Annotated in this window: 22 protein-coding genes and 1 other RNA gene; 21 read left to right on the plus strand and 2 right to left on the minus strand. The window is 33.7% G+C overall.

Annotated elements, in window-relative coordinates:
• The first annotated feature begins 51 nt into the window (after positions 1-51).
• The 17 genes from aroC (at position 52) to nth (ending at position 17,001) form a co-directional block, all read left to right on the plus strand.
• Entirely contained in the window at positions 52-1,218 is a 1,167-nt protein-coding gene (gene aroC, locus HMPREF2767_RS04220; RefSeq protein ID WP_070622717.1) for a chorismate synthase, read from the plus strand.
• Positions 1,218-2,261 carry a 3-dehydroquinate synthase gene (gene aroB / locus HMPREF2767_RS04225; protein ID WP_070622718.1) on the plus strand — a complete coding sequence of 348 codons (1,044 nt, stop codon included), beginning with the start codon at positions 1,218-1,220 and terminating at the stop codon, positions 2,259-2,261. The genes aroC and aroB overlap by 1 nt, the downstream gene beginning before the upstream one ends.
• Positions 2,258-3,553 carry a 3-phosphoshikimate 1-carboxyvinyltransferase gene (gene aroA, locus HMPREF2767_RS04230; protein ID WP_083302054.1) on the plus strand — a complete coding sequence of 432 codons (1,296 nt, stop codon included), beginning with the start codon at positions 2,258-2,260 and terminating at the stop codon, positions 3,551-3,553. The genes aroB and aroA overlap by 4 nt, the downstream gene beginning before the upstream one ends.
• Positions 3,546-4,811 (plus strand): tetratricopeptide repeat protein, encoded by a 1,266-nt coding sequence (locus tag HMPREF2767_RS04235; RefSeq protein ID WP_070622720.1) that lies wholly within the window; start codon positions 3,546-3,548, stop codon positions 4,809-4,811. Before aroA ends, HMPREF2767_RS04235 begins: the two co-directional genes overlap by 8 nt.
• A 26-nt stretch (positions 4,812-4,837) precedes the next feature.
• A complete protein-coding gene (locus HMPREF2767_RS04240) occupies positions 4,838-5,266 on the plus strand; it encodes a DUF2487 family protein (protein WP_068128434.1) in 429 nt (142 codons plus the stop codon).
• Between the two features lie 113 nt (positions 5,267-5,379).
• A complete protein-coding gene (locus tag HMPREF2767_RS04245) occupies positions 5,380-5,880 on the plus strand; it encodes a Rieske (2Fe-2S) protein (RefSeq protein ID WP_068128436.1) in 501 nt (166 codons plus the stop codon).
• Between the two features lie 19 nt (positions 5,881-5,899).
• The gene (gene qcrB, locus HMPREF2767_RS04250) at positions 5,900-6,574 is read left to right on the plus strand and encodes a menaquinol-cytochrome c reductase cytochrome b subunit (RefSeq protein WP_040928134.1); all 675 of its coding nucleotides are present in this window, start codon (positions 5,900-5,902) and stop codon (positions 6,572-6,574) included.
• Between the two features lie 28 nt (positions 6,575-6,602).
• Positions 6,603-7,397, plus strand: a complete 795-nt coding sequence (locus HMPREF2767_RS04255; RefSeq protein WP_052327218.1) for a menaquinol-cytochrome c reductase cytochrome b/c subunit — start codon at positions 6,603-6,605, stop codon at positions 7,395-7,397.
• A gap of 55 nt (positions 7,398-7,452) precedes the next feature.
• The gene (locus tag HMPREF2767_RS04260) at positions 7,453-8,034 is read left to right on the plus strand and encodes a DUF1405 domain-containing protein (protein WP_070622721.1); all 582 of its coding nucleotides are present in this window, start codon (positions 7,453-7,455) and stop codon (positions 8,032-8,034) included.
• Between the two features lie 53 nt (positions 8,035-8,087).
• The gene (locus HMPREF2767_RS04265; protein WP_068128442.1) at positions 8,088-8,786 is read left to right on the plus strand and encodes a zinc metallopeptidase; all 699 of its coding nucleotides are present in this window, start codon (positions 8,088-8,090) and stop codon (positions 8,784-8,786) included.
• Positions 8,787-8,878: 92 nt separating this feature from the next.
• On the plus strand, positions 8,879-10,027 hold the full coding sequence (gene bshA / locus HMPREF2767_RS04270; RefSeq protein ID WP_070622722.1) for an N-acetyl-alpha-D-glucosaminyl L-malate synthase BshA: 1,149 nt from the start codon (positions 8,879-8,881) through the stop codon (positions 10,025-10,027).
• Entirely contained in the window at positions 10,017-11,198 is a 1,182-nt protein-coding gene (locus HMPREF2767_RS04275) for a CCA tRNA nucleotidyltransferase (protein WP_068128449.1), read from the plus strand. Before bshA ends, HMPREF2767_RS04275 begins: the two co-directional genes overlap by 11 nt.
• Positions 11,185-11,946 carry a biotin--[acetyl-CoA-carboxylase] ligase gene (locus HMPREF2767_RS04280; protein WP_068128451.1) on the plus strand — a complete coding sequence of 254 codons (762 nt, stop codon included), beginning with the start codon at positions 11,185-11,187 and terminating at the stop codon, positions 11,944-11,946. Before HMPREF2767_RS04275 ends, HMPREF2767_RS04280 begins: the two co-directional genes overlap by 14 nt.
• A 9-nt stretch (positions 11,947-11,955) precedes the next feature.
• On the plus strand, positions 11,956-14,454 hold the full coding sequence (locus HMPREF2767_RS04285; protein ID WP_070622723.1) for an exonuclease domain-containing protein: 2,499 nt from the start codon (positions 11,956-11,958) through the stop codon (positions 14,452-14,454).
• Between the two features lie 32 nt (positions 14,455-14,486).
• A complete protein-coding gene (locus HMPREF2767_RS04290) occupies positions 14,487-15,671 on the plus strand; it encodes a pyridoxal phosphate-dependent aminotransferase (RefSeq protein WP_144265401.1) in 1,185 nt (394 codons plus the stop codon).
• Between the two features lie 62 nt (positions 15,672-15,733).
• Positions 15,734-16,333, plus strand: a complete 600-nt coding sequence (locus HMPREF2767_RS04295; protein ID WP_070622724.1) for a DnaD domain-containing protein — start codon at positions 15,734-15,736, stop codon at positions 16,331-16,333.
• Between the two features lie 2 nt (positions 16,334-16,335).
• Positions 16,336-17,001, plus strand: coding sequence for an endonuclease III (gene nth, locus HMPREF2767_RS04300; protein WP_068128456.1), 666 nt, complete (start codon positions 16,336-16,338; stop codon positions 16,999-17,001).
• A 37-nt stretch (positions 17,002-17,038) separates the two neighbouring features.
• On the opposite strand, the gene HMPREF2767_RS04305 is transcribed toward nth, so the two are convergent.
• Together HMPREF2767_RS04305 and recU are read right to left on the minus strand one after the other, a co-directional pair.
• Positions 17,039-19,285 carry a transglycosylase domain-containing protein gene (locus HMPREF2767_RS04305; RefSeq protein WP_068128458.1) on the minus strand — a complete coding sequence of 749 codons (2,247 nt, stop codon included), beginning with the start codon at positions 19,283-19,285 and terminating at the stop codon, positions 17,039-17,041.
• A gap of 4 nt (positions 19,286-19,289) precedes the next feature.
• Complete coding sequence (recU, locus tag HMPREF2767_RS04310; protein ID WP_070622725.1) at positions 19,290-19,889, minus strand: Holliday junction resolvase RecU; 600 nt, start codon at positions 19,887-19,889, stop codon at positions 19,290-19,292.
• Positions 19,890-19,979: 90 nt separating this feature from the next.
• On the opposite strand from recU, the gene HMPREF2767_RS04315 reads away from it, so the two are divergent.
• From HMPREF2767_RS04315 to rnpB, 4 genes are all read left to right on the plus strand, one after another.
• On the plus strand, positions 19,980-20,306 hold the full coding sequence (locus tag HMPREF2767_RS04315; protein WP_068128461.1) for a hypothetical protein: 327 nt from the start codon (positions 19,980-19,982) through the stop codon (positions 20,304-20,306).
• Complete coding sequence (locus tag HMPREF2767_RS04320; protein ID WP_070622726.1) at positions 20,303-20,842, plus strand: SLOG family protein; 540 nt, start codon at positions 20,303-20,305, stop codon at positions 20,840-20,842. Before HMPREF2767_RS04315 ends, HMPREF2767_RS04320 begins: the two co-directional genes overlap by 4 nt.
• A 12-nt stretch (positions 20,843-20,854) precedes the next feature.
• Positions 20,855-21,175: a cell division regulator GpsB gene (gene gpsB / locus HMPREF2767_RS04325; protein WP_040928122.1), complete on the plus strand. Its 321-nt coding sequence runs from the start codon at positions 20,855-20,857 to the stop codon at positions 21,173-21,175.
• A 7-nt stretch (positions 21,176-21,182) separates the two neighbouring features.
• An RNA gene (gene rnpB, locus HMPREF2767_RS04330) (RNase P RNA component class B) lies at positions 21,183-21,556 on the plus strand.
• The last annotated feature ends 38 nt before the right edge of the window (positions 21,557-21,594 follow it).

Consider the following 21,594-nt stretch of genomic DNA (forward strand, 5'->3'; position numbering starts at 1 on the left):
CTGAGTATAACTACTCAGCTTTTTATTTTATATAAATAAGAGGTGGATTCAATGAGATTTTTAACAGCAGGTGAATCTCATGGTAAAAAAGTGACGGCGATTGTTGAAGGATTTCCTTCAAATGTTCCGATCAATAAAGAACGTATGACTAAGGAATTATTCATGCGTCAAGGTGGATACGGTCGAGGTCGGCGTATGCAAATAGAGAAAGACACATTTGAATTTGGTAGTGGCGTAAGACATGGCTATACGTTAGGCAGTCCCGTTCAAATGGAAGTGAATAACGATGATTTCAAACAATGGGTAAACGTGATGCAGTCTGAACCGATTACAGATGAACAAATTAAAAAGATGAGAAGAGTGATTAAAGAACCAAGACCTGGTCATGCTGATTTAGTCGGTGGAATGAAATATAATCACAGAGACTTAAGAAACGTACTCGAACGTTCATCAGCAAGAGAAACGACAGCACGCGTACTCGTTGGAGCACTCTGTAAAGAGTTATTGCACGCTTTAAATATTGAAATGACAAGTCGTGTCGTTCAAATAGGTACAGTTATAGATGACGGCACATATACGTTTGATGAAATTAAAAATAATAAAGAATCATCTTCTGTTCGAATGGTTTCGGATGACAAAACTAAAAAAGCTGAATTGTTAATCGATCAAACAAAAGCGGCTGGAGATACGCTCGGTGGAGTTGTAGAAGTCATCGTTAAAAATCCGATTGTTGGACTTGGCTCACACGTACATTACGATACAAAACTCGATGGTAAAATAGCACAGTCTATCGTTAGCATTAACGCATTTAAGGGTGTAGAATTTGGAATGGGATTCAAGATGGCTGACTATCCAGGCAGTCAAGTCCATGATGAAATTCTATATAATCCTAACGATGGATTTACGAGACGAACAAACAATTTAGGTGGTTTTGAAGGTGGAATGACAACAGGTATGCCTGTTGTCGTACGCGGAGTAATGAAGCCAATACCAACACTTTATAAACCATTAATGAGTGTCAATATCGACACGAAAGAACCATTTAAGGCGACGATTGAACGTAGTGATCCAACTGCTGTTCCGGCAGCGAGTATCGTCGCAGAACATATGGTTGCAATCGAGATTACAAAAGCGATATTGGATAAGTTTGGTAGCGATGATTTCTCAGATATTCAAGAAAATATAAAAAAATATAATCAGCGTTTAGAGGAATACTAATGGACATTAAAATGACTTATAATGATGACAATTATACGATTCATGTCGGTCATAATATTTATGACACACTTATTCATGATTACACAAAAGACTATAAAGACGTCTATTATATTATCGATGAATATGTATATGAATTATATGAAACTAAATTTTCACAGCTTAATCATGTAATAAAAGCACCGAGAGGTGAAGCTTTTAAGCATATTAATCCCGTTATGAATACAATTGATTCACTATTAGATTTAAATATAAAAAGAAATAGTTTAATCGTCGTTATCGGTGGTGGCGCGACAGGGGATGCGGGTGCGTTTTTATCAAGTATTATACTTCGTGGTGTCGATTATATACACGTTCCAACTACACTTCTTAGTCACGACTCATCTGTCGGTGGTAAAACCGCAATTAACCGTCCACATGGAAAAAATTTAGTCGGCACATTTTATCGTCCAAAAGCAGTTATTTTTGATTTAAACTTTTTAAAGACGTTAGATGACGAAGAAATACTCAGTGGATTCGGAGAAGTCATTAAACATGCAATGTTAAATGATCAAATTACTGTAGAAAATTTAATGCATCAAAATAGACCTTGTATACACATAGAACAACTAGAGCCATTTATTATTACTGGTATTAAAACAAAACTTAGATATGTCACAGAAGATGAAACTGAATCTAACGTCCGTAAAGCATTAAATTTAGGACATACATTAGGTCATGCATTAGAATATGAATATCAATTAAAGCACGGACATGCGGTAGTCTTAGGTTTATTATTTATGCTTTATGTTTCAAATGAGCGACTAAATAAATCATTCAATTTACAAAAATATGTCGAATATTTTAAATCAGTTGGTTATGACGTGTCTTATTTAAACGAACTCAATATTCCGAGTTTAATTGAACGGATGTCACACGATAAAAAGAATAATGAAACTGACAAAATTCAATTCGTTTTACTTGAAGCATTCGGTACACCAAAGTTTGATAATATATGTATCGATGAATTAACACATTATTTAAAAGAATTTCAGGAGATTATATGATCGATAAATATAAAAAGAGATTTCGAGGCACGATAGAAGTACCTGGAGATAAATCAATTACGCACCGTGCAGTTATGTTAGGGAGTTTAAGTAAAGGTACGACGACAATATACCGTCCGTTAATTAGTGATGATATTTTAATGACAATCGATTGTATGAAACAGCTCGGTGTATCAATTGAATTAATAGATGAGAAAATCGTTATAAAAAGTAATGGTGTGGAGTCACTAAGAGAACCTAGCACCATACTATATACCGGAAACAGCGGTACAACAACAAGACTTTTAACAGGGGTTATTGCGGGTTTAAACTTCAATGCAACTATTAATGGTGACGAAACGATACAAAAACGTCCGATGCAGCGTATAAAGACACCACTTGAGCTAATGGGCGCGTCTATAGAACTTACACGTGAAAATTTTCCTCCAATTAATATTAAAAGAAAATCTCTAAACGGTATTACGTATCATATGCCAATCGCAAGTGCTCAAGTAAAAAGTGCAATTATATTTGCAGCGTTAGGAGCAAAAGGTCCAACGAGGATCATTGAAAAAGATATTTCTAGAGATCATACTGAACGTATGTTAGAAGATTTTGGAGCGAATATTCATACTGATGGTAATACGATTACCGTACACCCTGGCTATAATTTATTAGGAAAAGAGGTTGCCGTTCCTGGTGATATTTCAAGTGCTGCATTTTTAATGGTTCTTGCAGCAATTATTCCTGGAAGTGATATAACTATAGAAAACGTATCTCTAAATAAAACTAGAGATGGCATTATTACTGTTTTTAAAATGATTGGTGCAGATATTAAAGTTTTAGAAAGAAATAACGCCGGTGAACCGTATGGAGATATCCGCGTAAAATATAAGGAAAATCTAAAACCGTTTATTATAGACGGGCCATTAATTCCAAAGCTAATCGATGAAATTCCAATTCTTACAGTCCTCGGACTCTTTACGAATGGTAAAAGTATAATACGGGATGCACACGAATTACGAGTTAAAGAAACTGATCGCATATTAGCGGTCACACGTGAACTAGAAAAATTCGGTGCAGATTTTAATATTTATGATGATGGATTTGAAATATTAGAGAACCAAAACTTACAAAAAGCAAATGAAGAATTAAAAAGTTATAGCGATCACCGGATCATCATGATGCTAATTATTATAACGATAAAAATGAATCAACGACTCAATATCGATAATACATCACACTTAAATGTATCGTACCCGAATATATTAAAAGATATTGAATCTCTGAAAATAGAGGTGGACTATGAATAATACAATTACGAAGGCAATTGATGAGTTAAAAACAGGAACGTATAATCAAGCGACGATTGAAGCGGTTGTTAATCATCTTAATGATTATACAGAAGAAGATGAAGAGCTTCTTTTTGTCTTAGGAGATTTATTAGATTCAATTGGTGAAAAAAATTATGCACTAACAATTTTTAAATATCTATATGAGTCTAATGAACACGATGATAATATACTTTCCTATCTCATTGATATTTATATTACAAATGGCGACATAGATAATGCCTTACTTCTCTTAAATGAGGCAAAAGAAACACCGACTGTGTTATTTTTAAAAGCAGAAGTATTTCAACAAATGCATTTAAACGATGTCGCATTAAAGCATTTAATGAAAGCTCGTTCTTTAAGTAATGACGCAATTATAGATTTTGCAATTGCTGAATTATATTATTATGAAGGTAATTTAACAGAAGCAATTTATTACTATAAAAACACGTTAAAGACAGTTGACCGTATCAACAATATTAACATTAATTTAAGACTTGCTAACATTTATAGTAATTTAATGGAGTCAGAAATGGCATTAAGTTATTTCAATGAAGTAGAGGACCATGAACTAGAAAATGATGACTATTTCTTAAAAGGTCTCGTTCACTTCCAGCTAGAACAATATAATGAAGCTGAGAAAATGTTAGATAACGTTATAAAAAATGAACCGTACTATACGAACGCATATATTTTACTTATGAAGATTAAAGAAAAAGAGTACGATTTTGAAGGTGCGACTGAGCTATTAAAAGATTACGTCGTCATCGATGATCTAAATCCGTTAATGTTTTACCATCTCGGTCGTTTAAGCTTAAAGCTCGGTTCTTTAGAAGATGCTAAAGGTTATTTTAAGCGTGCAACTGAATTAGATATTGAGTATGAAGATGCACTATTAAAATTATTCCAAAGTATATTAGAGTCCGATACGACTGATGAAATTAACGATTATATAAAACATTTAGATATTAAAGAATTATCACCTGAAGCACTTCATTTACTTGGAACGATTGAAGCGCGAAATGAAAATGATGAAAATGCAATGCAATATTTTGAAGAAGCTGCTAAGTTTTTAAAAGATAACGTTGAATTTTTATCAGATTATTATTCTTATCTAAGCGAAATTAGAGATGAACGACGAGTAGATATCTTACAACATTTGATTGCACTGGAACCATCAAATCCAGAATGGCAGTTAGAGTTAGAACGTATACAAGATGATATCGATCATTTTTAGAATATAATTATTAAAGAGGGATTTTAATGCTATATAATTATCAAGACTTATCTCTTATACAAGATGAAATTGAATTTGTAGACACTGCGATTATACCTGTCATAGATATTGATATTACAAATAGAAGACAAGAGAACGCAAATAACATTGAACTCATGCAACACGTAATTTATTTGCTAGAGAAACAACTAAAAGGTCGATTACTTATCACACCCTTATTTTCTGTAATTAACAACGACGTGTCTCACGTCTCAGATTATGGTGCTCAATTAAAGGAATTTGGCTTTAAACACGTCGTTGTATTAACTGTGAATCCACGTGATATCAACGACTTAGAACTCATTAAGCTAAATAGCATTCCTTTAGAAACAATGGAGCCTGATGTGATGCAATCTCTAGTAAAAGATGAGATGACAAATGTATTAAAACAAATTATTCAATTTTGGAATCAATAAAAGTTTGTCTAAAATATGAAAAGACTTATTGACCGTGCTTATTTAATAGGATAAACTTAATATGTCTTAGTTATTAATATAGAAAAGTTTGTAAGTTTGAGGGGGGAAATGGAATGTCAAATAAAGTTACTCGACGCCAATTTCTAAACTATTCATTAATGGGTGTCGGTTCTTTTATGGCAGCCGGAATGATTCTACCAATGGGTAGATTCGCTTTAGATCCATTATTCCAGACAGATGCTGAAGGTGACGAAATCGTTACGAGCGTTAAAGTAAGTGAAATAACAGAAGAACCTCAAAAGGTTGATTTCACATTTACTCAACAAGATGCTTGGTACGAAAGTGAAGTTACAAACTTCGCATGGGTCTACAAAGATGGTAATAAGCTCATCGGTTTATCACCAGTGTGTAAACACTTAGGTTGTACAGTAACGTGGGCTGGAGACGATGGTAACCCAGATATGTTCTTCTGTCCTTGTCATAACGGACTGTACACTAAAGATGGTAACAACGTACCAGGAACACCTCCACGTGGACCATTAGATGAGTTCGAGGTTGGAGAAAAAGATGGGTACATTACAATTGGTAAGAAAAAAGAGAACACGCTTGTTTGAGTAAAATAGGAGGGATTTTATGCTAAATCGTATCTACGATTGGATTGATGATAGAATTGATATCACTCCGATATGGAGAGACGTCGCTGATCACGAAGTGCCTGAGCACGTTAACCCTGCCTATCACTTCTCAGCATTCGTCTACTGTTTTGGTGGATTAACTTTCTTCATTACAGTAATTCAGGTTCTATCCGGTATGTTTTTAACAATGTATTACGTACCAGACATCGTTAACGCTTGGAATTCTGTATATTACTTACAGAACGATGTTGCGGCTGGTATGATCGTTCGCGGTATGCACCACTGGGGTGCAAGTTTAGTAGTTGTAATGATGTTCTTACATACGCTAAGAGTATTCTTTACAGGTGCTTATAAATCTCCACGTGAGTTAAACTGGGTTGTAGGTGTTCTACTCTTCATGGTTATGCTTGGATTAGCATTCACAGGATACTTACTACCATGGGATATGAAAGCATTATTCGCAACTAACGTTGGTTTAGATATTGCTGAATCAGTTCCATTTATCGGTGAATGGATTAAAACATTACTCGCAGGAGATGCTGAAATTGTAGGAGCACAAACATTAACAAGATTCTTTGCGATTCACGTATTCTTCCTACCTGCGGCATTATTTGTATTAATGGGGATACACTTTATCCTAATACGTAGACAAGGAATTTCAGGTCCACTATAGGACCTAATTTAAGGGGAGGTAGAAATCAATGAAGCGCGGTAAAGGTCTTAAATTTGTTGGAGACTCACGAGTTCAAAGCTACGAAAAGCCGAAATTAAATCGCGACTACTCAGAATTCCCTGGTAGAACAGAAGAATTCTATCCCGACTTCTTATTAAAAGAGTGGTTAACGGGCGCGGTATTCTTAGTCGGTTTCCTATGCTTAATCGTTGCTGACCCGGCACCTCTTGAAAGAATGGCTGATGCAACTGACACAGGTTACATTCCGTTACCTGACTGGTATTTCTTATTCTTATACCAGATTCTAAAGTACACATATGCTTCAGGTCCATTCAACGTAGTTGGTGCGATTATTATTCCTGGTCTAGCAATGGGTGCATTACTATTAATGCCTTGGTTAGATAACTCTAAACATAGAAACTGGAAAAAACGTCCAGTAGCAACAAGCTTAATGGTAGTTTCTGTAGCGATTATTTTCTATGCAACATGGGAATCAGTTGCATATCACGATTGGGAGCAACAATCAGAACAAGGTAAAATTGTGTTCTCTAACTTAGACACAGAAGATCCAGTATTCAATGAATTAATTAGAACGAACTGTACAAGTTGTCACGGAGGAGAATTAACAGGTGCATCAGGTCCAGACTTAGTAACTCCTGAGCTTGATGAAGCAACTGTTAAAGCTTTCGTAGAAAATGGTGCTGAAACAATGCCACCATTCAAAGATTCGTTAACAGAAGAAGAGATTGATGAAATCTCTAAATTCATAGCAAACCTTGAACTTACAGATAAAAAGAACGCTGAAAATACTGGTGAAAAATAATTAAATCGTACCCTCGATGCAAGCACGCATTGAGGGTATTTTTATAGGTGAATGTATGATTCATTATCTTTATCAATTAATGTTTAATAGAATATTTTTAATTTTGTTATTTATATCTAACTTTTTAGGTACCATTTATGGTTACTACTGGTACCGAGGGCAGTTATCCGTTACTGAATGGTATTTTTATCCATTTGTTCCTGATAGTCCAACTGCAACTTTATTCTTATGTATCGTCATACTAGCGATTTTATTTAATAAAAAATATGGTCTCATCGACGCATTAGCTTTTACGACATTAATCAAATACGGTGTTTGGGCTGTAATTATGAACTTTTTATATTTTATAGAGATAAATATGATAACACCTGTCGGTGTCATGCTTATTTTTTCTCATAGCATTATGGCACTTCAAGCATTTTTATTTTTACCACATTTAGAGATAAAACCGTGGCATTTTTATGTAACAGCATTTTGGCTATTCCACAACGATGTGATTGATTATGTATATATGCAATACCCAAAATACGGGTCATTAGACCGTTTTAGTGATCATATTGGTTATTTATCGTTTTGGTTAACGGTTATCGTTTTAATATTACTTAAAACGTTAGTTCCAATAAATCGTATGCGTTGACTTTAAATTAATAATTAAAGTATGATGTAAAGTGAGAATAGGAGAGTTGTTTTATGTTAATGTATATTATCTATTTCGCAATTCTATTAATCGTACCTATGCTCGCTCAAATGAATGTTACGTCTACGTTTAGAAAGTATAGTAGAGTACGTTCGACGAGTGGTTTAACTGGTAAGGAAGTTGCGGAGTTAATTTTAAGAGAAAATGGTATTTATGACGTAGAAGTACTAAGAGGCAAAGGCCATTTAACAGACCACTACGATCCAGGGAAAAAAGTTGTCGTATTATCACCAGATAACTATGACAAACCATCAGTTGCTGGTACAGCAGTTGCAGCACACGAAGTAGGGCACGCGATTCAACACGCAACTGGCTACAAATTTTTAAATTTAAGAGCCGCGATTTTCCCTCTTGCACAATTCGGAAGTAACTTTGCTTTCTTCTTGATTATGGCAGGTATCGTTTTAACAGCTGGTATGCAATCATCTGGTCCGACTCTTGGAACTTACCTATTATGGGGTGGTATTGGACTATTTGCATTCGCTGTATTATTCCAAATCGTCACATTACCTGTTGAGTTCGACGCATCAAATCGAGCGATGAAACAAATAGAACGTTTAAATATCGTTAACGAAAAAGAATACAGACATGCTAAAAAAGTATTAAGTGCAGCAGCAATGACATATGTAGCAGCAACAGCAACTGCTATCGCAGAGCTCGTTCGTTTAATACTCATAGCACGTAATAACTAAACTACTCAATATTTATTGAGTAGTTTTTTTAATTCACAATAGAACTATTCTTTATTATACTTATAAAGAATACGTATGTTAGGAGGATTTAAATGAAAATAGGAGTAACATGTTATCCAAGTGTTGGTGGAAGTGGAATTGTTGCGACTGAACTCGCAATTGAGATGGCGAAACTCGGTCATGAAATCCATTTTATATCATCAAGTGTTCCATTTCGTCTCGCAGGAAACTACTCAAACATTTATGTCCATACAGTAGAAATTAATGATTATAACGTTTTTAAATATAGACCATATGATATTACACTCGCGTCGAAAATTGCTGAAGTCATCGATGTACATCAATTAGATTGTATACATATGCATTATGCAATTCCTCATGCGGTTGCAGGTATTTTAGCAAATCAAATGTCAAAACGTGACGTAGGTATTATAACAACACTTCACGGTACAGATATTACAGTACTAGGTCATGATAGAAGTTTAGAGCCTGCAATTCGCTTTGGTATCGAGAAATCTGATATTACAACGGCTGTGTCTTATAGTTTAAAAAAGCAAACAGAAGAAATGATTCAACCTAATAAAGAGATTAAAACAATTTATAACTTTGTCGATGAAAAACGATTTAATCGTGACAATATTAAAGTAGTTAGAAGTCGTATGAAACAGCAGCTTGGTATTGATGAAGATTCTAAAGTCATTGTTCATTCATCCAACTTTAGAAAAATTAAAAACATAACGACAATTGTAGAAGCTTTTAAATTAGTTAGAGAATCAGTTAAAAGTGATCTTGTGTTAGTTGGGGATGGGCCAGAAATGAGTGTTGTATATGACTTGGCACATGAACTAGGAGTTGGTGATAACGTACATCTCGTCGGACGACAATCAGATATGACGTCATTTTATAAGATGAGTGACTTATTTATGTTACTGAGTTTAAAAGAAAGTTTTGGTCTTGCACTTCTTGAAGCTATGAACTGTGGCTGTGTTCCAATTGGTTCAAATGCGGGAGGAATTGTTGAAGTGATTCAACATGAAAAAACAGGATTTATCGTTGATCCGATGGATAAAGAAAATGCAGCTCAATATGCAGTAGAGCTTATGACAAAAGAAGCGTTATATAACGAGATGAGAGAAGCGATGATTACAGACGTCAGAAGTCGTTTCTCAGAAAAAGAAATCGTCGCTCAATATGAAGACTTATACAGATCGATTATTAAGGACAATAACGATGACAAATAAGAACGCATTTAAAGAAGGACAATTTATTCTAGATACATTAGAATCTAACGGATTTGAAGCATATTATGTTGGAGGATCAGTTAGAGACTATTGTATGGGTAAATCAGTCGGTGATATCGATATCACGACAAATGCGCTACCGAAACAAATTGAAGCATTATTTAAACATACGATAGATGTTGGTATTGAGCATGGGACTATTGTAGTCGTTATTAACAAAACACCTTATGAAGTGACGACGTACCGTACTGAAACGACGTATTCAGACTTTAGACGTCCGGACAGTGTTGAATTTACAACATCGTTAAAAGAAGATCTCGCAAGACGTGATTTTACGATGAATGCAATCGCAATGGACAAACATTTTAAGCTGTATGACCCTTATGACGGACAATCCGCAATAGAGGATAAAGAAATTATCACCGTCGGTAATCCAGACGAACGATTTAATGAAGACGCACTTAGAATGTTACGTGCATTACGCTTTATGTCTCAACTACAATTTGATTTAAATGAAGATTCATATAATGCGATTAAAAAGTTAGTTTCTAACGTTCAACATATATCGGTAGAACGTATTGTGCAAGAATTGAAAAAGCTATATAAGGGTATAAATATAGAAGCGTCTAAAAGATTACTAATAGAAAGCGATATGTATAAATACATTCCATTTTTTAATCGTGTGGGTAAAGATGATTTAAAAAAGTCTGTAGTACATACATTAAATAATGAGATTATTATACAGTTATTATTCAATGATAGTGTCTCATTTAAAAATGAATTAAAACTATCGAATGAAGACAAAAAGTATATAAACACTTCAATTCAATTATACGATGACTTAAAAAACAAATTAGAAACAGTCATTGTTGCCTATAAATACGACACAATGTTGTTAAAAAATATGTTAAAAATCTTAAGTGATAACTCTGCATTAAATATAAATATGGAAGATGACCTATTAGAAGCAATTCAAAAGAAAGAATCATTAACAATTCAAAGTAAAAAAGACCTTGCAGTGAACGGTAACGATTTAATGAATTCTTTAAATAAACGTGGTGGACCATGGCTAAAAGAGTTATTAGATGAAATTGAACGCCAAATATTGTTCGAAACATTACCAAACGATTTTGACGCAATTATAGAGTGGGTGCACAATGAATATCATTAAACAGTCAGTTTTACAATCAGCAGAGAATAGTAAATATTTTAAATATATCATTTTTGAAGATGTCGTGACATCGACACAAACAATAGCTAAAGAGAAACTATTTGAAATTGAAAATTCTTTTGTCGTGTCGTCTCTACATCAAACACAAGGTGTCGGTAGATTTAAAAGAGAATTTGAATCACCAGATAATTGTGGGTTTTATAGCACGTTTGTCGTTCGCCCAAATGTAAATCGAGACAAACTTATGCAGTTTAATTTATTTATTGCTCTCGCTATTACAAAAACAATTGAACGCTTTATAAATCGTCCGATTGGTATAAAATGGCCGAACGATATATACGTAGAAGGCAAAAAACTTTGTGGTTTTTTAACAGAGATGATCCCAGACGGTCAATTTGATACTATCGTTTGTGGTATTGGTGTAAATATTTTCAATTCACCATCTGAAGTAGGTAAGAAAGCTGCATTAGAAACTTTTGCTGATGAAGAGATAGATGTTGGAGCATTTGTAAAAACACTCTTTCAAAATATAGAAAAGTATTATGATTTATTTTTAAAAAATGATTTTAGTATGATTAGAGATACGTATGTCAGTTATTCAACCGTATTAGGTAAAGAAATTATCATCACAACACCTTCAGAACAGTATGAGGCTACAGCGATAGATATAGATGATTTTGGTATACTGAAAGTAATCGACCGAGACGGTCAAATTAAATCAGTTTTGAGTGCAGATATAGAAGAGTAGGGATTTAGTATGTTAGACAGTTGTTTTGCTGTTGTGGATTTAGAAACAACAGGTAATGATCCATTAAAAGATCATATCATCGAGTTAAGCATTGTATTTGTAAAAAATAACGAAGTAATCAATTCATATAGTACTTTATTGTCGGATGCTTCTGATATACCAGCTTTTGTAACAGAATTAACTTCTATTACATTAGAGGATATTAAAGGAGCACCGAAGTTTAACGATATTTCAAATGAAGTATACGAATTACTAGAGAACTGTTGTTTCATCGCACATAATATTGAATTCGATCTTAATTTTTTAAAAGTCGCATTCCAAAATACAGGTATTCATTTTCAACCACACTTAACACTCGATACAGTCGATTTATCTAAAATATTTTTCCCTACACTCAACTCTTATCAACTTGGTATGTTGTCTGAGACTCTTAATTTATCTTTAAAACATGCACATCGTGCCTATGATGATGCACTTGCAACAGCAAAACTATTTATTAAAATTTTAGAGCGAATTAATCAACTCGACAAAGAGACGATAATACGTCTATATAACATTTCAAAATATCTCGAAACAAATGTCAGTGATCTTTTATTTGCTTCTCTAAGTGAAAATAATCATAGAGACGCGGATTATACAGTGCAGTCACTATCTATACAACATCCAAAATTTGACTTTGAATCAAATCACAAAATTACAATAGAGGACTTGTATAAAAATTTTATAGATCAAAATAACTTTAAGCATCGCCAAGATCAACTCGATTTAATATATACGATTTATAGTGCACTAAAAGAAAATAAAAATATTGCTCTAGAAGCTTATACGGGACTAGGTAAAACAGAAGCAATACTAATCGCGAGTATCGTATATACAAATGAGACAAATCAGCATGTATTGATTTCTACAAGTAAGAAGATTTTACAAGATCAAATGTATTATCAAAGTTTAATTCGTCTTCTGGAGTCGTCTAAATTAAATGAATTACCAGTATCTATGTTAAAAGGAAAAACAAATTACGTCGACATAGATACCATTTTAAAGCTCTTAAGTTTTAAAGATGATAACTATGAAATTGTCATGTTAAAAATGAAATTGCTTGTTTGGTTAACAGAGACGATGACCGGTGATTTAGGTGAGATTTCATTAAAAGGACCAGAACGACTTTACTATGACACTGCACATTTTCAAATCAATTCTCATGACAATTATTTTTATAATAGAGCAGTGGAACATGCAAAAAATAGCCGTATTTGCATTACAAATCATTACTTTATTGAAGAGTGCTTATCAGAACTCGATAATAAGTATTTAATTGTCGATGAAGCACACCAAGTGTTAAATACTGTAGAGCGTCAGTCTATCACAGAATATAAATATATGGACCTTAAATTTTTACTATCTCAAATCGGTATAAACAATAAAGATAAAATGTTAAAAGAATATCTTGAACATAATGATATTCGAGCAAACGACTTTCTTGTACGTATGCTTACAGATTTAAATAAAACAATCGATGATGTATTTTCATCATTACGTATCGAGGAAATAAAACGAGCAATTCAACAATTAAATCACTCAAATTACTTAATCGATTTCGTTCTAAAATCGATTGTCGACACGAACAATTATGAATCTCTTTATAATTATTTAAAGCATTTTCAGTTTAAATTAAAAGATATGCAAAAGAGTTTAACGTTAGATAATTATACTATCCATCAAGACAATAATTATCAAAAAACAGCGTTACTCGTTAACAATAATTGTAAAGACCGTCTATTTCATCATTTAAAAGGGCTACACGGACAAGTTTTAATTTCTGGTACATTAGAAGTTAATGGATCATTTAACCATCTAGAACCGTGGTTTTTAGATGAATTTGATACAAAAATAATTGCTAATGATAATTTGTTTAAAGACGTAGAACTATTTATACCGAACGATATTCACGACCTAAATGATAGAGATTCATATATTGAAGATTTAGTCGATTATTTATCGACTTATCATTCAATTAAAGAAGATAAAGTAATCGTTTTATTTACGAATTATAAATTGCTAAACGAAGTCTATCAATTTTTACTAGACGGTGAACTGTTTGATATTCCTATTATCAAACAAAATAAAAACGATACACCTAGTAAATTATTACTTCAGTATAATCAACTTCAAAATTGTATATTACTCGCAACTGAAAGTTTTACTGAAGGAATTAATTTGGAAAATCTAAACGATCGTACAATCTTTTTAACTAAGTTACCTTTCCCAGTACCAACAGGTAAAGGTTTTAGACATTTTTATAAACACGACCTGCCTGATGCAGTATTTATGTTTAGACAAATTGTTGGGCGCATTAAAAGAGATGATTCTGACCGTGGCCGTGTTGTGCTATTTGATGAGCGATTGCTCGAGAAACCGTATCGTAATGCATTTTTAAAGTACTTTAATGAGAAAAGTCTTATACACGGTGATAGGACCGCTTTCATTGAGATGTTATCTAGATTATAATTATATTAATATGATTTTTAGGAGGAAACAAAGTGCAAATTTCAAATAGAATGGACCTCTTACAGCCAAGTCCGACAATAGCGATAACAAATTTAGGACGTCGCCTAAAAGAAGAAGGAAATGACGTCATCAGTTTATCTGCCGGAGAACCAGATTTTAACACTCCAAAAAAAGTAATAGAAGCAGCACATGAAGCAGCGTTAAATGGGCAAACAAAATACTCTGCAACACCTGGTATTTTGCCACTACGTGAAGCAATAAAAGACAAAATGAAACGTGATAATAACTTGGATTACTCAGTCGATGAAATTTTTGTCGGTGCAGGTGCAAAGCAAGTATTATTTAATATATTCTTTGCGATTTTAAACCCGGGAGATGAGGTAATTATTCCTTCTCCGTACTGGGTATCTTATGGTGATCAAGTAAAATTTGCAGAAGGTGTACCGGTAATTGCTGAAACGACAAGTGAAACAGACTATAAACTTACACCTGAAATATTAGATCAGTACGTGACAGATAAAACAAAAGCTCTCGTATTAAATTCACCGAACAATCCTACTGGTGCAGTTTACAGTAAAGAAGAGCTTCAAAGACTTGCAGATTACTTAGATGAAACAGATATTATTATCGTTTCAGATGAAATCTACGAAGTGCTCGTTTATGAAGGCGCGCATTACTCAATCGCTCAAATGAGTGAAAAGATGAAGCAAAATACAATTGTCGTTAATGGTGTTAGTAAATCATATGCAATGACGGGATGGAGAATCGGCTTTGCTTGTGGTGACAAAGAATTAATCAAAGCGATGTCTAAACTTCAAAGTCAATCTGTCTCAAACGTTACAACACCTGCGCAGTACGCAGCATTAAAAGCTTATGAGTTAGATAATTCATACTTAAAAGAATATAATGAAACATTTAAGAAAAGAAGAGATCACGCATATAGTCAACTTCAAAAGCTTCCGTATATAAAATGTGCAAAACCAAATGGAGCGTTTTACTTATTCCCTGATGTGAGTGAACTCGTTGAAAAATGTAATTTCGAAAGTGTAGATCAGTTCACTGAACAGCTACTGAAAGAACAATACGTTGCACTCGTACCAGGATCTGCATTTGGTATACCGTCAAACTTACGTTTCAGTTATGCATTAAGTGAAGAAAAGTTTTCTGAAGCGATAGAACGTATTCAAACTTTTGTTAACAAATATTTAAACAAATAATCGATCTAAAGAGATATTAGTTGCTAATATCTCTTTATTGTTAGCGACTAGGAGAGAGTAGGATGGATGAATATATTAAATATATAAATATTCCTGTCAATAAAATTTTAATCGATCACTATGCAACTATTGGGCTCGATGAAAAGATGACGATGCTTTTAATCCGTCTAATGAGTTATAGTAATGACGGTCTAACAGAAGTTACATTTGATGATATTATTGACGGTTCAACTTTTACTCGTGAAGAACTATCAAAGTTAATACAACATTTAATTGCTAATCAATTTATTGGAATTAATAATAAAGTGGTTAGTGGAAAACACGTAGAAAGTTACGATTTTAATCCGCTGTATAAAAAACTTGAAAATATCATAACAAATAAAGCTACCCATACTTATACAAAAAATGATGTGAGTGATCTATTTCAATATATTGAAAAGCTATATGGACGAACGCTCGGGCCGAGTGAGTATGAACGTATGACGGCGTGGTTAAGAGATGATGGATATTCTGTAGATCAAATCAAGGAAGGCGTTGATATTGCCTATAAAAATGATATTACATCATTAAGTTATGTCGAAAAAATACTGAATAGTATAAAAAAAGAATCAAACGATGAACCGGTTATTCCGTTTAAAAATTGGTTAAAAGGAGATATTTAGTCGTGCTGAGTAAAGTAAAGACGATGGAAGCACTCGATATTATCCATGAGATGTTTCCAGATGCGGAAGCAGAGCTAAATTATACAAATGATTTTGAACTGACAATTGCAGTATTATTATCTGCTCAAGCAACAGACGTATCTGTAAATAAAGTGACAGATACGTTATTTCAAAAATATAAGACACCTGAAGACTATTTAAGCGTTCCACTAGAAGAACTAGAGAACGATATCAAATCAATTGGACTATACCGTACGAAAGCAAAAAACATACAAAAGTTATGTAGAGATTTAATCGATAAATTTAATGGAGAAGTACCGACGACTTACGAAGAACTCATAACACTCGCAGGAGTCGGTCGAAAGACAGCTAACGTCGTATTAAGTGTCGCGTTTGACACTCCAAGAATCGCTGTCGATACACACGTTGAACGCGTTTCAAAACGACTAGGAATCGCACGTTGGAAAGATAATGTAAACCAAGTCGAAGAAACATTGATGAGAAAAATCCCAGAAAATAGATGGAGTAAAGCGCACCATCAACTTATCTTCTTTGGACGTTATCATTGTTTAGCGAGAAATCCTAAATGTTTTGAATGTCCACTTTTGTACATGTGCCGAGAAGGACAAAAAAGAGAGAGAAATTTATTAAAACAAAAAGCAAAGTAATTTCTAAATTACTTTGCTTTTTTATTTGTATTAAATTTTACTCACCGCTATCGGTGTCTGGGTTTGTAGTATCTGAATTATCCGTACTGCCATCATCACCATTTTCTGGTGTCTCTACAGGCTCTTCTGGCTCAGTTTCATCGATAACTTCTTCATCAGTATTATCCTCTTCAACCTCAGTTTCTTCCTCAGGTGCTTCGTAATAGTATCGTCTAATTCGATTTGGGTTAAATTGGAAAGAACTATTTACTACACCTAATTCTTGACCACCCACCCAAGTCACACTTTCTGGCATCGTGAAGTCTTGACCGTTATACGTGCTAATTTGTGTCATAATATTTTGGAAGAACCACTGTGGTGTGATATGTTCTTGTGTTCCGACAAATGACGTCGCACCGTCTTTTTTAGTACTTGTAAATCCTGTCCACACACTCATTGTGTATTCAGGTGTATATCCGACGATCCACGCATCTTTTGCAGCGTTTGAAGGTAAATTATATTCAGCTAACATACTTTCTGAATATGACGTCGTTCCTGTTTTACCTGCGATATTTAAACCATTCATATTAATATAATCCGCACTTCCGTATGGCTGGAACGTACCTTTTAACATATCTGTAATCATATATGCTGTAGAGTCTTTCATTGCTTCATGGCTTTCATATTCCATGTCGACTTGTTCGTTTTCAGAATTTATGATGTAACGAACGGCTCCCGCTTCATTGAATGTACCACCGTTACCAAATGCGGCATACGCTTGCGCCATTTGAAGTGGGCTAAATCTAGATTCGTTACCTCCGAGAACATCGTTAAATGATAACGTATAATTACCATCAGATTTTTTTGAATAATCTAACCCTAAATCTTTTGCGAACTGTTCAGGTACATTATCTCCTGATTCTTCACGAACTTCTTCAAAAAGTTTAACGGCTGGTATGTTATAACTTTTACGCAGTGCATCACGTATCGTGACAGTACCATGACCTTGATTATCATAGTTATAAATTTTACCTTCAAAATGTTTTGGGCTATATTCGTATTCATCTTGAATCGTATAGTTCGTCGGCACTTCCATATTTTCAATTGCTGGTGCATATGAAAGAATCGGTTTCATTGTAGAACCTGTATTATGCTGAGTGATTGCTAAGTTTTCTTTAACGACTTCCTGATAATCTCGACCACCACTAATCGCAATTAATGCACCTGACTGTGTATCTATAATTGAAGATGCGATATTAAAATCATCGCTTTTAAATTTATCACCATAGAAAAAGTCTTTATCGTTTACAGTGTTTTGTAACGTACGCTGAATATTTGCATCCATATTTGTGTAAATATCTATACCAGACGAGAGTAGCTCTGAAATATCTATATTTTTAAACTCATCTGATTGTTCAAGTTGTTGCTTGACCACGTTTATATATGATGCATATTGTGGGTCTTTCGGTTCAGTTGAAGAACGTTCTTCATCAGATCTTGCAACTAAATTTGTTGTTAAGTCAGTATTTACTCCTTCGTTATACTCATCTTCAGTAATACGTCCGTGGTGTAACATAAGCGCGAGTACTTGGTTCGCACGTTTATTACCTGCTTCAGCGTCTACATATAAGTTATAAACGTTTGGTAAGTTTGGTAATCCAGCTAAATAAGCCGCTTCTTTTAAGTTTAAGTCATCGAGTTCTTTATCGAAATAATATAAACTTGCTGTTCTTACACCGTAAATACCATCTGAATAATATATTTTATTTAAATACATTTCTAAAATATCGTCTTTCGCATATTCTTGCTCGAGTCGGTACGATAAATATGCTTCTTGAGCTTTACGTTTAATCGTTTTTTCTTCAGTTAAAAACGCACGTTTTACAACTTGTTGAGTAATCGTCGACGCACCTTGAGAACCAAATCCACCTGTTATGTTACTAATAACAGCACCGCCAAGACGTTTGAAGTCAATCGCTCCATGTTCATAGAATCTATTATCCTCAACCGCAAGGACTGCATCCGTAACAAGTTCTGGTGTATCGGTAATATCGATATATTCACGTTCAATACCTTGATAAATTGTTGTAACGAGTTCATCGTTACGGTCAAATACTCTTGAAGGGATAGGGTCTTTTAGCTTTTCAACACTAAATGCTGGCGCAGTCGATGCAAAATAAGCAAATACGACTATCCCTAAAACAAAGATAGAAACAGCTGCCATCATAAAGATTAGTGCAATTCGTTTCCACAATGTTTTCTTATTCATTTTATTCCTTTTATTTCTAGATAAAGGATCTTTCATTCTGCTACCTCATTCCAAAATATAATTCATCTACCATTTGAAGATAATCAAAACGCGGGTTAAATTTTTCTGTAATAATATGACTGTCACGTTTTACGTCCTCATAACGAATGGATTTTCTACCGTTCTTAAGTTTGTAATTGTCCCAGTGGATTAAAAACTTCTCAATCGGATATAAAAACACTTCGTCGTGTGCATGAAATCTCATAATAATAAAAACAATGCCACCGTGCTCGTGACATTTTCTCATATGTTCAACTTGATGTTCATGGATATTAATAAAAGGGAAGCGAGTTTCGTTTCGTGTTTCTTTTACTTCAAAGTCGATATATTTCCCTCTATAAATACCGTTATAGTCACTTGTAGATGGAGTTTTGTAATATGCTTCTGTAATTTTAGCTTTTTGTCTCGATGGGTAATCGACATTTACAACAGTAATCGGCGTCGGTTTTTTATGAATAATCGCGCGATTCGTATTTAAATAATACTTATTTGTCGTGTCAATATCTTTTTCAAGAGTCATCCCACGATGTCCATATTGTACTTTTTTCTTCCTTGAATTACTAGTAACATTACTTTTTTGAATACCAGCAGGGTATTTCACATTAGATCATTCCTTAGCTATATTCATTCATGTTTAGTTATTATACAATAATATACATACATAAATCTAATGTTTTAAAGGGTGATAACGTTGAATAGACCGTACACTAAAGAGTGTCTTTTAAAATATATTGATGACGTAAAACGTAAATACAGATTCGCACAAGATGGGTATGAGTATCATTTTGATGATGAGATCCAACCATTTCTATTAGAAGCAGATGCCCTTGCATCATTTATAGAGTCATTGCCGACTGATCGATACTTTAACGATTCTACACAGTTAAAACTTTCAAAACAGATTACAGAGCTTGCAATGGCGTGTCATAAAAAAGAGTTAAAACCAAGACTTTATAATGAAAAGATTAAATTTATTAATATGTGGTTTAATTATTTTATAAATAAGGAGATTATATGAGAGTACTTATATTAGGGTATAGAAGTTTTGAGCTCGGTATATTTAGTCATACTCAAAAAGAGGTAGAAGTATTAAAAGCTTTTTTAAAGATGAAAATAATCGAATACTTAGAAAATGGGGCAGAGTGGTTTATCTTACAAAACTATCCTGGCATCGATATGTACGCAGGAGAAGTGCTACAAGATTTAAAAGACGACTATTCTTTTCAGTATGCGATTTTAAAACCTTTTTATGAATATGACGAGCGATTTAAAGAAGAAGACAAATTAATTTTACAAGATATAGAATCTCATGCAGAGTTTTCTTCGTATGTATATAAACGCATGTACGAAGGTCCACGTATGTTTAGAGAAATCAATCAGTTTTTAATAGACAATACGACAGATGCATTAATTTTTTATGATGAATCTACGGAATCTAATTTAAAGTACATATATGATGATTTACTTGAAAATAGCAGCAAATCTGATTATAATATTGAAAGAATTCAATTTGATGATTTAAATGATTTTATCACTTATCAATATGACAACTAAGAGGTGAAAAAAATGAGTGAATACTCTCTTAACTTGTCTGCAAAAGATATTTTCGAAAAAGAATTTGAAAAAACACTTCGCGGGTATCAACCAATTGAAGTTGATACATTTTTAGATGATGTCATTGCAGATTATCAGCGTATGGCAGATATGAACAAAAACTTACAAAAACTTGAAGAAGAAAACAAACGTTTAAAAAAAGAAATCGAAGAGTTAAGAATTAGAGTCGCGACGCGTTCACGTAGTGATGTGTCAGACAGTCAAAACCAACATATCGATATTTTAAAACGTCTTTCTAATTTAGAGAAAAAAGTATTTGGACAAAGTAAATAATTCCCGGTGGATCGGATAATCGCTAAGGAAACTTAGAGGAAAGTCCATGCTCACACAGTCTGAGATGATTGTAGTGTTCGTGCTTGACGAAACAATAAGTCAAGGTAGCAAATTTTGCTAACGGCAGTTTAACTTTCTAAGTCGTAAGATATGAAAGAAAACTTGAAAGTGCCACAGTGACGATGTTTTACGGAAACGTAAAAAGTGGAACGGGTAAACCCCTCGAGTGAGCAATCCAAATTTGGTAGGAGCACTTTTTCTCTGGAATTCAACAGAAGAAAGAGATATTACGAAAGTAATATAGACAGATGATTATCACTATTGTGTGAGTGTAATCTAGTGCACGTTAGAACACATTAGTACAGAACATGGCTTATAGAGAAGCCGGGCTAGGTGACTCTCCGTATATGTATATGGAG

It is taken from the genome of Nosocomiicoccus sp. HMSC067E10 (genome assembly GCF_001810835.1).
Classification (GTDB): Bacteria; Bacillota; Bacilli; order Staphylococcales; family Salinicoccaceae; genus Nosocomiicoccus; species Nosocomiicoccus ampullae_A.

Excerpts from the sequence above, each read along its gene's own strand:
- HMPREF2767_RS04295 (WP_070622724.1), top strand. The coding sequence starts at position 15,734 with ATGGATGAATATATTAAATATATAAATATTCCTGTCAATAAAATTTTA.
- qcrB (WP_040928134.1), top strand. The coding sequence starts at position 5,900 with ATGCTAAATCGTATCTACGATTGGATTGATGATAGAATTGATATCACT.
- HMPREF2767_RS04240 (WP_068128434.1), top strand. The coding sequence starts at position 4,838 with ATGCTATATAATTATCAAGACTTATCTCTTATACAAGATGAAATTGAA.
- HMPREF2767_RS04305 (WP_068128458.1), bottom strand. The coding sequence starts at position 19,285 with ATGAAAGATCCTTTATCTAGAAATAAAAGGAATAAAATGAATAAGAAA.
- HMPREF2767_RS04255 (WP_052327218.1), top strand. The coding sequence starts at position 6,603 with ATGAAGCGCGGTAAAGGTCTTAAATTTGTTGGAGACTCACGAGTTCAA.
- HMPREF2767_RS04275 (WP_068128449.1), top strand. The coding sequence starts at position 10,017 with ATGACAAATAAGAACGCATTTAAAGAAGGACAATTTATTCTAGATACA.
- HMPREF2767_RS04245 (WP_068128436.1), top strand. The coding sequence starts at position 5,380 with ATGTCAAATAAAGTTACTCGACGCCAATTTCTAAACTATTCATTAATG.
- HMPREF2767_RS04260 (WP_070622721.1), top strand. The coding sequence starts at position 7,453 with ATGATTCATTATCTTTATCAATTAATGTTTAATAGAATATTTTTAATT.
- bshA (WP_070622722.1), top strand. The coding sequence starts at position 8,879 with ATGAAAATAGGAGTAACATGTTATCCAAGTGTTGGTGGAAGTGGAATT.
- gpsB (WP_040928122.1), top strand. The coding sequence starts at position 20,855 with ATGAGTGAATACTCTCTTAACTTGTCTGCAAAAGATATTTTCGAAAAA.
- HMPREF2767_RS04280 (WP_068128451.1), top strand. The coding sequence starts at position 11,185 with ATGAATATCATTAAACAGTCAGTTTTACAATCAGCAGAGAATAGTAAA.
- HMPREF2767_RS04235 (WP_070622720.1), top strand. The coding sequence starts at position 3,546 with ATGAATAATACAATTACGAAGGCAATTGATGAGTTAAAAACAGGAACG.
- aroC (WP_070622717.1), top strand. The coding sequence starts at position 52 with ATGAGATTTTTAACAGCAGGTGAATCTCATGGTAAAAAAGTGACGGCG.
- HMPREF2767_RS04320 (WP_070622726.1), top strand. The coding sequence starts at position 20,303 with ATGAGAGTACTTATATTAGGGTATAGAAGTTTTGAGCTCGGTATATTT.
- HMPREF2767_RS04285 (WP_070622723.1), top strand. The coding sequence starts at position 11,956 with ATGTTAGACAGTTGTTTTGCTGTTGTGGATTTAGAAACAACAGGTAAT.
- aroB (WP_070622718.1), top strand. The coding sequence starts at position 1,218 with ATGGACATTAAAATGACTTATAATGATGACAATTATACGATTCATGTC.
- HMPREF2767_RS04265 (WP_068128442.1), top strand. The coding sequence starts at position 8,088 with ATGTTAATGTATATTATCTATTTCGCAATTCTATTAATCGTACCTATG.
- aroA (WP_083302054.1), top strand. The coding sequence starts at position 2,258 with ATGATCGATAAATATAAAAAGAGATTTCGAGGCACGATAGAAGTACCT.